Annotated in this window: 15 protein-coding genes; 6 read left to right on the forward strand and 9 right to left on the reverse strand. The window is 58.6% G+C overall.

All coding sequences use genetic code 11. From position 1 onward, the window contains the following. Window positions 1-4 precede the first annotated feature (4 nt). The 4 genes from GOV53_RS12060 to phhA form a co-directional block, all read right to left on the reverse strand. Window positions 5-406 carry a DUF4864 domain-containing protein gene (locus GOV53_RS12060; RefSeq protein ID WP_170427109.1) on the reverse strand — a complete coding sequence of 134 codons (402 nt, stop codon included), beginning with the start codon at window positions 404-406 and terminating at the stop codon, window positions 5-7. 48 nt (window positions 407-454) lie between these two features. Continuing rightward, window positions 455-2,029, reverse strand: coding sequence for a lysine--tRNA ligase (locus GOV53_RS12065; RefSeq protein ID WP_170466980.1), 1,575 nt, complete (start codon window positions 2,027-2,029; stop codon window positions 455-457). 121 nt (window positions 2,030-2,150) lie between these two features. After that, complete coding sequence (locus GOV53_RS12070; RefSeq protein WP_170466982.1) at window positions 2,151-2,504, reverse strand: 4a-hydroxytetrahydrobiopterin dehydratase; 354 nt, start codon at window positions 2,502-2,504, stop codon at window positions 2,151-2,153. 7 nt (window positions 2,505-2,511) lie between these two features. Further along, a complete protein-coding gene (phhA, locus tag GOV53_RS12075) occupies window positions 2,512-3,312 on the reverse strand; it encodes a phenylalanine 4-monooxygenase (RefSeq protein ID WP_170466984.1) in 801 nt (266 codons plus the stop codon). Between the two features lie 108 nt (window positions 3,313-3,420). Between phhA and GOV53_RS12080 the strand changes: the two genes are divergently transcribed. Beyond that, window positions 3,421-3,888, forward strand: coding sequence for an Lrp/AsnC family transcriptional regulator (locus GOV53_RS12080; RefSeq protein WP_170466986.1), 468 nt, complete (start codon window positions 3,421-3,423; stop codon window positions 3,886-3,888). Between the two features lie 81 nt (window positions 3,889-3,969). Further along, a complete protein-coding gene (locus GOV53_RS12085; RefSeq protein ID WP_170427104.1) occupies window positions 3,970-4,392 on the forward strand; it encodes a tellurite resistance TerB family protein in 423 nt (140 codons plus the stop codon). Window positions 4,393-4,394: 2 nt separating this feature from the next. Here the strand turns inward: GOV53_RS12085 and dacB are convergent, their stop codons facing one another. The 3 genes from dacB to GOV53_RS12100 form a co-directional block, all read right to left on the reverse strand. Next, a complete protein-coding gene (gene dacB, locus GOV53_RS12090; RefSeq protein WP_170466988.1) occupies window positions 4,395-5,873 on the reverse strand; it encodes a D-alanyl-D-alanine carboxypeptidase/D-alanyl-D-alanine endopeptidase in 1,479 nt (492 codons plus the stop codon). Window positions 5,874-5,939: 66 nt separating this feature from the next. Then, window positions 5,940-6,560, reverse strand: coding sequence for a nicotinate-nucleotide adenylyltransferase (locus tag GOV53_RS12095; RefSeq protein WP_170466990.1), 621 nt, complete (start codon window positions 6,558-6,560; stop codon window positions 5,940-5,942). 32 nt (window positions 6,561-6,592) lie between these two features. Continuing rightward, entirely contained in the window at window positions 6,593-6,976 is a 384-nt protein-coding gene (locus GOV53_RS12100) for an MOSC domain-containing protein (protein WP_254439278.1), read from the reverse strand. A gap of 225 nt (window positions 6,977-7,201) precedes the next feature. On the opposite strand from GOV53_RS12100, the gene ettA reads away from it, so the two are divergent. From ettA to GOV53_RS12120, 4 genes are all read left to right on the forward strand, one after another. Continuing rightward, complete coding sequence (gene ettA / locus GOV53_RS12105) at window positions 7,202-8,869, forward strand: energy-dependent translational throttle protein EttA (RefSeq protein WP_170466993.1); 1,668 nt, start codon at window positions 7,202-7,204, stop codon at window positions 8,867-8,869. 167 nt (window positions 8,870-9,036) lie between these two features. Then, window positions 9,037-9,348: a hypothetical protein gene (locus tag GOV53_RS12110; protein ID WP_170466995.1), complete on the forward strand. Its 312-nt coding sequence runs from the start codon at window positions 9,037-9,039 to the stop codon at window positions 9,346-9,348. Window positions 9,349-9,798: 450 nt separating this feature from the next. Next, window positions 9,799-10,005, forward strand: a complete 207-nt coding sequence (locus GOV53_RS12115) for a cold-shock protein (RefSeq protein ID WP_039523244.1) — start codon at window positions 9,799-9,801, stop codon at window positions 10,003-10,005. Between the two features lie 178 nt (window positions 10,006-10,183). Next, a complete protein-coding gene (locus GOV53_RS12120) occupies window positions 10,184-10,744 on the forward strand; it encodes a L,D-transpeptidase family protein (protein ID WP_170427098.1) in 561 nt (186 codons plus the stop codon). A gap of 5 nt (window positions 10,745-10,749) precedes the next feature. Here GOV53_RS12120 and GOV53_RS12125 read toward each other — a convergent pair whose 3' ends face one another. Together GOV53_RS12125 and GOV53_RS12130 are read right to left on the reverse strand one after the other, a co-directional pair. Beyond that, window positions 10,750-11,364, reverse strand: coding sequence for an SOS response-associated peptidase (locus GOV53_RS12125; RefSeq protein WP_170466997.1), 615 nt, complete (start codon window positions 11,362-11,364; stop codon window positions 10,750-10,752). A 3-nt stretch (window positions 11,365-11,367) separates the two neighbouring features. Further along, on the reverse strand, window positions 11,368-12,009 hold the full coding sequence (locus tag GOV53_RS12130; RefSeq protein ID WP_170466999.1) for an arylesterase: 642 nt from the start codon (window positions 12,007-12,009) through the stop codon (window positions 11,368-11,370). Window positions 12,010-12,037: the final 28 nt, after the last annotated feature.

Genomic DNA, 12,037 nt, shown 5'->3' on the forward strand with positions numbered 1-12,037 from the left:
TGCGCTAGGCGGCTGGGTCGGAATTGCCCAAAAGCTGCACACCGTTGATCTTCCAGCCGTTTTCCCGCTGCACCATTTGATAGTCCAGAATGTGCACTCGCCCGTCGCCATCTGTAATCATGACCTTCTGCCACAAGGCGCCAGCGATTTCGCGAAGTTCCAAGAACCTCACCTCGGCGGGTCGCCAGACCATGGGATAGCCATTGCGGACCATAGCTCCGAAATTCTCGGGCGTCCGAAACAGGTTTTGGATGTTGGGGCTGGCAAAGGTAAAGGCGGTGACAAAATCGTCCGCCTCAAACGCCTTAATTTGCGCCGCGATGTTGGCTTCGATCTCATCACTCTGGGCAAACGCACCCGAGGCCAGTCCGGCACTGAGTGATAGGGCAAGCAATAAACGACGCATAGGGCCACCTCCTGACGAAAGGGTAGCCCCATGCAATGTCAGGTCAAATCAGACCAGCTCTCCGGCCAGCGCCTTGTCGATCAGCGCGATGGTTTCCGGCACGCCATAAAGCGCGATGAACCCGCCAAAACGCGGGCCCTGCGACGCGCCCAGCAGCACCTCGTAGAGTGCAGTGAACCACCCACGCATCGGATCGAACCGCTCGCGACCGATGGAATAGACCACCGATTGCAGTGCCTCGTCCTCGATCGGTCCATCGTAGGATTCAAGCGCGCCTTTCAGCGCCTCCAGCGCTTCGCGTTCCTGATCGGTCGGTGCGCGGTGCTGGCGGGTGGGTTTCACGAAGTCGTTGAAGTACCGCACGGCAAAGCCGGCCGCCTGATCCAGATCGGGATGCGTTTCGGCCGTAGCTTCGGGCGCATACCGGCGGATAAAACCCCACAGCGCCTCTTTGTCTTCGGCACCCGACACGGACGCGAGGTTCAGCAACATTGCGAAGTGCACCATCAGGGTGGATTCCGGTACATCACCACCGTGGATGTGCCAGACAGGGTTGTTCAGCTGAGCCTTCAGATCCTGCCCCGGATAGGCACGCAATTGCTGGTGGTACTCATCCACAGCCTTCGGGATTACATCAAAGTACAGACGCTTGGCAGTTTTGGGCTTCTGATACATGAAGTATGACAGGCTTTCCGGTGCGGCATAGGTCAGCCACTCCTCCATCGACAACCCGTTGCCTTTCGACTTCGAGATTTTCTGGCCCTGCTCATCATTGAACAGCTCATAGCTCAGCGCCTCGGGCGGCTGTTTGCCCAGCGCCCGACAGATTTTCGAAGACTGCGTGACCGAGTCGATCAGGTCCTTGCCCGACATCTCGTAATCGACGCCCAGCGCCGCCCAGCGCATGGCCCAGTCCGGCTTCCACTGCATTTTGACGTTGCCGCCGGTGACCGGGATCTCGACCTTTTCGCCATCGGGCTCCTGATAGACGATCGTACCTTTGGCCACGTTGCGTTCCAGCGTCGGTACCTGCAGCACGTGGCCGGTCTTTGGACTGATCGGCAGGAAGCACGAATAGGTCTCGCGCCGCTCGGGCCCAAGGGTCGGCAGCATGATCTCCTGAATCTTGTCAAACCGCTCCAGCGCAATCAGCAACGTCTCGTCAAACTTGCCGCTGGTATAGTAATCGGTGGCCGAGGCGAATTCGTATTCGAACCCGAAACTGTCCAAAAAGTCACACAGCATCGCGTTATTGTGCTGCGCAAACCCCGCGTGCGTGCCGAACGGATCGCGCACCTTGGTCAGCGGCAGATGCAGGTCTTCCTTCAACTCTTCCTGCATTGGCACGTTGGTCGGCACCTTGCGGAAGCCATCCATATCGTCCGAGAAGCAGATCAGCTTGGTCGGGATGTCGCTAATCTGCTCAAACGCATGCCGTACCATCGAGGTCCGGGCGACCTCGCCAAACGTGCCGATATGCGGCAGGCCCGACGGACCATAGCCGGTTTGAAACAGGACGTATCCCTTTTCCGGGGCGGCTTTCTGATAGCGTTTGAGCAACCGGCGCGCCTCTTCAAAAGGCCAGGCCTTGGACGACATCGCGGTTTCGCGCAGTTCAGACATCAGATTTGCTCCATCGGGAAAAACATTGCCAGTCGCCCCATGCAACCGACCGGCCCCTCCTATTGTGCCGGTGCAGCATGAGTCAATAAAGAGGGCTGTTTTTCCTGATGGAAAGGCCGTTCTAAGCGGTCAACTGATCCAGCTTGGCCGCCCAGATAAAGTCATTCTCGCTGAGCCCGCCAATCTCATGGGTGGTCAGTTTGACGTCCACGTAGCCCCAACCGAAACAGACATCCGGGTGATGCCCCTGCTGATCGGCAAGCCACGCGCAGAGATTGGCCAGATAAGTCGCCTTGGCGAACCCTTTGAATTTGAAATGACGGCTTAGCAACTTTGCATCCGTATCCAGCTGCCATTCCGATGATAGCTCGGCCAAGTGAGTGTTGGCCTCATCACGTGTCAGCGCAGGTACGCCACCAGAACAGGGCACGCAGGTTTTGTCCGACAGGCTGCAAGTTTCTCCGGTTAGTGTCATGATCCGTTCACTCCGCTGCGGTTGCTTTTTCAGGGAACTTGTTTGGCAACAATCCAAGAGATTGAGCGTGCCGCACATCGGCCAGCAGGTCACGTTCGGCGGCTGCAAACAGTTCCTCGGGCGACTCTAGCACGAAATAGCCCATCTGATGCATGTCGATCCGGTAGGGCGTGCGCAGGATCGTCATGATGTCGAAGGGATCGCGGTCAGGAAGATCGCTCTCGACGGCGTAGACCAACTCGGTCGGCGACGAAGCAAGCCCTGACCCAAGTGCCTTGATCTGACCATTCTGACGGCGCAGACCAAACTCGATCGAGAACCAATACAGTCGGATCAACCAAGAATAATCCTTGTCACTCGCCTGAACGCCAGCCTTCCCGATGGCATGGCTGAAGGCAGCGAAGCGCGGATCACTTAGCAAGGGTGTATGGCCGAAAATCTCGTGAAAGATATCGGGCTCTTCAATGTAGTCGAAATCCTCACGCGACCGGATGAAAGATGCGGCAGGAAAAACCCGGTCGGCCAGCATTCCAAAGAAGGTCTTGAAACCAATAAGGGCGGGCACCGGCTGCACCCGCCAACCGGTCAGATCCAAAAGCCGCTCTGATATGGCAGCACAAGAAGGCACAGACGTTTTTGGCAAATCCAGACGGGCCAATCCGTCCAGGTAATCCTGAGCCATGTAGCGTTGAACGTTTTCCTCTTGTGCAGCGTAGAGATCCGCCCAAACAGCGTCCTCTTCCGGGGTGTAGGCAATATGGCCGCGCGCGTCGGCGATTTTGGCGACATATTTGGTCGACTTGGGCATCACGTTTCCTCCTCGGGAAAAGTTTAACGCCACTGGTCGGAAAATTTGGTTTGGAATAACATATCTTCCCCGGTATTTTGGCAAATACATCTCACTGAGTCATAATTTATGAAACAAACCCTCCAACCTGCCGACATCGCCATTCTGCAAGAGCTGCAAGCAGATGGTCGCCTATCCATGCAGGACCTTGCTGATCGCACCGGGCTTTCCGCCTCCCAATGCTGGCGGCGCGTGCGCGATCTTGAGGCCGGCGACATCATCGCGGGCTATGCCGCACAGGTCCGCGCAAAATCCGTTGGGTTGAACGCAATCGCCTACGTCCATGTGGCCCTGCGTGAACATCAGGAGGACAGCATCAACGCATTCCTGCGCCTGATCGAGACTGAACCACAGATCGTCGAGTGTGCTTCAATAACCGGAGATCACGACTTCATCCTAAAGGTCTATGCCAAAACCCCCGAAGAGCTTGAGCACTTCATCATGCAGCGCCTTTTGAAATCCGGCCTGGTCCGCGACACGCGCAGCAATTTCGTGCTGCGCCAAACCAAAACCCGCGGACCGTTGCCCATTCTCTAACGGCGGCGACGCGAAATCCGTTGAACCCTCGCGCCAGCCCACCTATCGTGCGGGCGCAGAAAGCCTAATCAGGACGACACCATGACCGATCAAGTACCTCACCCAATGTCCCCTCAGGATTGCCTTGTTGCGATCATGGTTGCGATCTCTGCCTCTGACGAAACCATCCGGACGGCCGAACTGGTCAAGATCGAAGGTGCGGTAAACATGCTGCCGGTGTTTGCGGAATATGATATCGACCGCACCCGCCGCGTGTCGCAGATCGTGTTTGACCTGTTCGAACAAGAGGACGGGTTGGATGCTCTGTTCGGCCTGATCCGCGACAACCTGCCAGAGCGGCTGCACGAAACCGCCTATGCCCTTGCCTGCGATGTGGCGGCGGCAGATGGATCGCTGGCCGAGACCGAACTGCGGCTGTTGGAAGAAATCCGGTACGAGTTGAACATCGACCGTCTGCACGCGGCGGCTATCGAACGGGGCGCGCGGGCTCGCCACACCACCTGACCTCAGCTTCCGGCCATTGACCCCCAACGCTCGATTAGAGCGCGTTGCAGTTTGCGCGAGCGACTGTTCCAACTGCGCGCGCCCTGAGGCCGCTCACGATTTGCACGCGGGATCGTCGCCCGATGGTCGACATCAGCGGTAAAGATGGCAAAGGCCAAATCCGCACCACCCGGTGTTGTGATGAACCCACCCAGACCGGATACGAAATTCAGCGTCCCGGTCTTGGCATCCACTTTGATCGGGTGGTTCTTGACGGGTCGCCCTTGACTGTCCGCAAGGGTGAATTTCTTCAGCAGCGGTCGCAACGCACCCGCCTGTTTCGCAGCGACCAGAGCGGTCACCAAATCACCCGGCGCCATGCGCGAGGCATCACCGAGCCCCGAGTGATCCACCATCGCGATCCCCGTCACGCCATAGGTTTCAGCCGCCCAACGATTCATCTCGGCAGCCGAGTCCTGCAGCGTCTCCAACTGAGCGCCGCGCGCCTTGGAAGCCGCCATGCCGACCATTTCAGCCGTCAGGTTGGTCGAGTACTTCAGCATACCGCGCAGAATACTGTCCAATGGATCGCTTTGGTGCACCACCAGCACTGTGCCCTGCGGCGCTTCGCGTGTGACTTGTACCCGGCCCAGCACAATCCCATTTGCGCGCGCAAGTGTCTGGAAAACATCGCCCGCGTACAGCGCGGGTTTGCGTACCGGCAACCACCGCGCGCCGCCATTGCCAAGCGCGCCCTTGGCCACGGTCCAGCGATCCTGCCGCGCGCTGGATTCATAAGTGTAAATTGGCAGCTTGCGGTTCTCGACCCGCATCGAGGCCATTTCGACCGAAGGTTGGTAGCGTGCACTGCGCGCATCCATTGTCACGTCATAACTGGTGCCGTCACGCTTCCACTCGAAATGCACCCGATTGAAGTTCAACGATATCCCACTGATTGAAGGGCTGTAGCCCAGATGATCCGGCTGCCCGGGATCGATACTGAACACATAAGGCAGAGCCCCTTCGTAGACCTTGAACGCACCCTGAACTTCGGTAATCCCGGCCTCGCGCAGGTTCGCCGCCATCGTCGCCAGAGCGTCCGTATCCAGCAAGGGGTCGCCTCCGCCAACAAGGATCAGATCTCCTTTGATAATCCCGTTTTCGATCGGGCCATCTGCCATGAGAACCGTCTCGAACCGGTGATCCGCGCCCAGAACATCCAACGCATAAAGCGCCGTCAAAGCCTTTCCGACGCTCGCCGGAGGCAACCCCTGATCGCCTCCGTATGCCTCAAGCGCCGCACCTGTTGCGGCGTCGGCTACCGCGAACACAACCTCGCCTCGTAGTCCGGCCGCCTGAACCAAACGCTCGGCCCCCGAGGGCAGGTCGCCGCGCAATTGCGGGCGCAGCGAGACCAATGGAGCCTCGGCCAAAGCCATACCAGGGGCCAAAGCCGCGCCCAGCCCTGCTAGAAATCCACGTCGAGAAAACCGATCAGCCATGGGTCAGATAAAATCTCACGGAACAAATACGCACAACCATTGATGTAGATTATGCGCGCATTGGGGCTATTCCGGCAACACCCTGCCATCCCATTCGCCGCGCGCCCGGATCTGGCTCGAGCTGACATCGACCATCGGCACGTTCACGAAACACCACGCGGGCGCATCGGCCCGTCCCAGCAGATGTCGCGCCTGGCCATCGATCCGGTATTTGGCATAGAGCCGCGCCGCAGGTGACATGCGCGCCGAAATCCGATCACCGGGACGCGCAATCACCCCCACAGGCACGCTGTCCATGATCAGCCGCCAGTTCTTCCATTTGTGGAATTGCGCCAGATTGTCCGCGCCCATCAGCCAGACGAACCGCACCCCGGGATAAAGCCGCCACAACGCCATAAGCGTATCCGCAGTGGCCCGCGTTTTGGTCAGCGCTTCGATGTCCGTGATCTCGACCCGGGGATGATCGATGACTGCTCGCGCCGCCTCGACCCGTTGCGCCAAAGGTGCGGGCCCGCGTGCTTTCAAGGGATTGCCGGGGGACACCAGCCACCAAACCCGATCCAGCCCAAACGCTTTCATCGCCTCAAGCGTTACATGCACATGCCCCTGGTGCGGCGGATCAAATGACCCACCGAACAGCCCCACGACCTGCCCGGGGCGTGCGTATGGAATGCTGTACCGATCCATGCCATGCTGATGTTCAGAACTGCGAGGCGTTGTCAATCAACAGGTTGCACCAGATCACCCAGCGCAACCCGCCCGGGCCGCACCACTTCGGCGCACCACCCGCCATGCCCGCGAACGGCAGAGTATCCACCTTTGCCCAGCGCCTCCTCCATCCGGCTGCACGGCGCGCATATCACGGTAAAGCGCAAAATCGCCTCGCCTACCTGCACCTTACGCCCCTTGAGCGCCGTGAGATTTATCCCGGAAACCACCAGATTGCGCCGCAGGGTTTCCGGGGAAACTGGTCCCTGACCCAGATAAGAGCCGATTGCTTTAAGGTGCTCCCGCTGAATCAAAGTCACCGCCCGCTTGCCTGCTCGACTTCTATCGCCGTCCAGCCCGTCCGCTGAAATTCCGGCCACGTCAACAGTTTCCATTACGTCCCGTCGCGAGGGCCGCATCCCAATCCAATCCACCCGCCCTGGCTGGGCCCAACCCGCTATCAATTTGGCTAGTTCCGACAAAACACCCCTCCCCCCTAGCGGACTAAACTTAGCTGAACCCGAATCCATACTAAATTCCCAAAACCACCAGCTTGCCCCGCTCGCCCGGCTCGGATATCCAGCGGTTTAACCCAATTTCCCCGACCCAGAGGACGCGACATGGCCGCCTATCAATATGTCTACCACATGCAGGGTGTCTCCAAGACCTATCCCGGTGGCAAGAAGTGCTTTGAAAACATCCACCTGAGCTTTCTGCCCGGTGTGAAAATCGGTGTCGTCGGCGTCAACGGCGCGGGTAAATCGACACTGATGAAGATCATGGCGGGCCTCGACACTGACTTCACCGGTGAGGCATGGGCGGCCGAGGGCGCCAAAGTCGGCTATCTGCCGCAGGAACCGCAGCTGGATGAATCCCTCACCGTCCGCGAAAATGTCATGCTGGGCGTGGCCGCGAAAAAGGCCAAAGTCGACCGCTTCAACGAGATCGCCATGGAGATCGCCGAGAACTATTCGGACGAGTTGATGGAGGAAATGACCACCCTGCAGGACGCGATCGACGCCGAAAACCTCTGGGACCTCGACAGCCAGATTGATGTGTCGATGGAGGCGCTGCGCTGCCCGCCGGACGACGCCAATATCGCCAACCTCTCGGGCGGTGAGAAGCGCCGCGTAGCGCTCTGCAAGCTACTGCTCGAAGCGCCCGACATGCTGCTGCTCGACGAACCGACCAACCACCTGGACGCCGAGACCATCGCCTGGCTGCAACAGCACCTGATCGACTACAAGGGTACCATCCTGATCGTCACCCACGACCGCTATTTCCTGGATGACATCACCGGCTGGATTCTGGAGCTCGACCGTGGCCGCGGTATTCCCTACGAAGGCAACTATTCCGCATGGCTGGAACAAAAGGCCAAACGGCTGGAGCAGGAAGCCCGCGAGGATAAGTCCAAGCAGAAGACTCTGCAGCGCGAGCTGGAATGGATGCGTCAGGGTCAGAAGGCCCGCCAGGCCAAATCCAAGGCCCGGATCAACGCCTATAATGAGCTGGCCGAACAGTCCGAGCGCGAAAAACTGACCCGCGCCCAGATCGTCATCCCCAACGGCCAACGCCTTGGCGGTAAGGTGATCGAGGTTGAGGGGCTGTCGAAACACATGGGCGACAAGCAACTGATCGAAGGGCTGAACTTTGCCCTGCCCCCCGGCGGCATCGTCGGCGTCATCGGCCCCAACGGTGCCGGTAAATCGACCCTGTTCAAGATGCTCACCGGTCAGGAACAGCCCGACAGCGGCACCATCACGCTGGGCAACACGGTCGAGCTGTCCTACGTTGACCAGTCCCGTGACGACCTGAAAGATGGCGATACCGTGTGGGAGGCGATCACCGGCGGCGCCGAAATCATCCAACTGGGTGACGCGCAGGTCAATTCCCGCGCCTATTGCTCGTCCTTCAACTTCAAGGGCGGCGACCAGCAGAAGAAGGTCTCGCTGCTGTCAGGGGGTGAGCGCAACCGCGTCCACATGGCCCGCCTGCTGAAAGAGGGCGGTAACGTCCTGCTGCTGGACGAACCGACCAACGACCTGGACGTCGAAACCCTGCGTGCGCTGGAAGACGCGCTGGTCGATTTCGCAGGCTGCGCCGTGGTTATCTCGCACGACCGCTTCTTCCTCGACCGGATCTGTACGCACATCCTGGCCTTTGAAGGTGATGCGCATGTCGAATGGTTCGAGGGCAATTTCGAAGACTACGAAGAAGACAAGAAGCGCCGCCTGGGACCGGACGCACTGGAGCCCAAGCGGTTGAAGCACAAGAAGTTTACGCGGTGAATGACGTTTGGCGAACACGTGCCAAAAAGTGGCGGCGCAGCGTCCGCAAGTTGCTGGCGCCACTCCGGGCACGCGTTCGGCCATATAGCGGGCAAGAGATCTGCATCATAGTCGCAAGCAATGGGCGGTCCGGAAGCACGCTGACCTATGCAGCCTTTGTAAAATCAATGGAGGAAGTTGACCCTCTTGCCGGAAAACGGTCGGCATTCGTTGAGCGGCTGAAGGAAGCCACCTTCCAATCTCCGTGCGTTTTCAAGACACATGATTTCCCGGATGCGCTGTCTTCCTGGCCCGAAAATACCCCTGTCGTCTTTTGCTTCGGATCTTCCAAGGAATCGGCATTCTCAGTATATTCCGCCAAGGAAAAATACGGCGACGCATGGGTTGAGCAGCACTTCTACAATCTGAATGCGACCGGCACCTATGATGAGTTGTTCGAACGGGATGTCCTGCAACAGGCGCGGCAGGTAAAGGAATAGGCCACCTTTGAAAGTGTCCCGGTTCTGTGCGTGCACTATGATGCGCTTTGGGAGCATAAAGAGACCATTTCGCGGTTTGCCGGTTGGAAATTCAACCCACCCGAGCGTCGCGACCGTGCACCTAAAAACATCCCGAACCACCTCAGGGCGGCTGCGGACAGGGTCTATGGTCCAATCGACTCAGTAATCGACCAACTGCCCATGTGCTTTGTTGCTTCTTCCATCTACCGCAGAACCGTGGACGAGCTACCCATAAACGATTAAGCACCGCTCGCACCCCTTGGCGTGATCCTCCCTTGTCCTGCGCCTTTCAGGATGCCATATCCAAGGGGCAAACGTTTTTCTATTTCGACCTACTGTCTCCGTCATCGGCGCTCAGTCACTCGATCCAGACCGACGACGCCAGGCTGCCGCAGCAACGTGGGCAGCACCAAACAGGAGAAAACGGATATGCCCGCAGGCACCGTAAAATGGTTCAACACCACCAAAGGCTACGGCTTTATCGCACCCGAAGATGGCGGCAAAGACATCTTTGTACACATCTCGGCAGTCGAGCGTTCGGGCCTGACCGGCCTGGCCGACAACCAGAAAGTCACGTACGAGCTGCGCTCGGGTCGTGATGGCCGCGAAAGCGCCGACGACATCGCGCTGGCCTAAAGCCATGAAAGGGCAGAGGAAACCTCTGCCCTCTTAATTTCTCGCAGGGCAGTGTCGCAACACAAGTGTGGCTCTGCGATGACATCACATTTCGTTTACTCTTCACCAATGATTGACCAGATCGGCTATCATTCCGACACTGGTTTATGATTTTTCTGTTGTCCTGAAGAGAGCCGATATGTTCACACGTCGCACATTCCTTGCAGCTTCCGCAGCCGCGGGCCTGACGCCCGGTCTTGCGTCGGCCAAGAAAAAGGCCGTTGAATACGACCCCACACCTCAGTTCGTTCGGGTCAAGAAACAGTTCCTGCCCGGCCAGTTGCTTGTCGCGCCACGGTCGTACTATCTGTATTTCATCACCGAACCGCGCAAAGCGATCCGCTATGGCTGCGGCGTTGGTAAGGCGGGGCTGGAATTCACCGGCACTGCCACCATCGACGTCAAGAAAGAATGGCCAACCTGGCGCCCCACAGACGAGATGATCGAGCGCGAGCCGACCACTTACGCCAAGTTCAAGGACAATGACTATGTCCAGCCCGGCGGCGGAGACAATCCGCTGGGGGCACGCGCGCTTTACCTGTTCCAGAACGGTGTAGATACGTATTTCCGCATTCACGGCACCACGCAGCCGCAGACCATCGGTCGGGCGGCTTCGAACGGGTGCATCCGGATGTTGAATTCGCACGTGATCGACCTGTACGAACGTGTCCCGATCGGTACCGTCGTCACAGTCGTCTAAGACGCTTACGGCCCGGACCAGTCGACATCTGTCGCCTCTTCGATCTGCAATAGCCCGTCCGGCCACGGTCGGGTCAGCGCCTTGGCCTCGTCTTCTGTGCCATTAAGCCATGTCCAAACGTCACCAGGGTTCAGCAGCACGCCCATACGATGATGTATCGGCTCAAGATCATTATTGGGCGGACACGTCACCGCAGCAAACTGGTCCACGCGCAAGCCTCCGGGCGCTTGCCACGTGTCGGTTATGGCTGCGAAGAACAGCGGCTTTCCATCGGCTGAAGCTATGCGCCAAGCGGTTTTGCGGCGTTTTTCGCCGGTCCACTCATACCACCCGTCCACCGGGACCACAGCTCTGCCCACGCCTTCGAAGGCTGTCTTGTCAAAGACGGTTTCGGAGCGAGCGTTGACGATGGTCTCCATTACGGGCCTGCCACGGGCGTTGACCCGGCCTACCGGGATCATTCCCCAACGCATCGGTCTAAGGCCATCCGAGGTCAGCACAATCACCTCCTGCCCCGGTTGGATGTTTTTGCGAGGAGGCTGCGCGGCGATCTCGTCCGAAACATTTAGGGCCTGAGCAATTTCGGACATCGAACGTGTCAGAAAAAAACGCCCCGGCATGGTTCAGTCCTGCCCAGCTGACAGATTGACCAGTTCCAGCACGGACGGCCCAAGCGCTTCGACAATCCGGGCCACACCCTCTTTGTTGGGGTGAATCCCGTCAGGCTGCATGTACTGCCGAACTGCGTTCGGATCGCCATTTGGTTGAAGCCCCTCAAAGAAACTTTCCGCAAAAAGCAACTGATACTCACCCGCCAGATCCGGGTACATCGCATCAAAAGCCTGCTTGTAGTCGACCCCGTAGTTGCCCGGTGCCTGCATGCCAATCAGCAGAACGTCGACATTCGAGCCTCTTGCGGATTGAACAATTGTTTCAAGGTTCGCGCGCGACACAGCCGGGTCGATGCCGCGTAGCAAATCATTGCCACCCAGCGCCACGATCATACCATCAACCTCCGGCGTCAGGGTCCAATCCACGCGCGCCGCGCCACCAGCGGTGGTATCACCGGACACGCCCGCGTTGATCAACCGAACGTCCGCGCCCTGACTCTTTAGCCATTGATCCAGCTGAGGCACAAATCCATCCTGTTCCGGCAAACCATACCCTTGTGTGAGCGAGTCCCCCAATGCCGCGATCACCACCGGCTCGGCTGTGGCGGCAAAGCCGCAGAACACAAACAGCACCGACATCAAGGCCTTGCGCATTTTTTGAACCGCTCCATATCCCAATTGT

Origin of the sequence: Ruegeria arenilitoris (assembly GCF_013035315.1) — a bacterium.
Lineage (GTDB): Bacteria > Pseudomonadota > Alphaproteobacteria > Rhodobacterales > Rhodobacteraceae > Ruegeria > Ruegeria arenilitoris_D.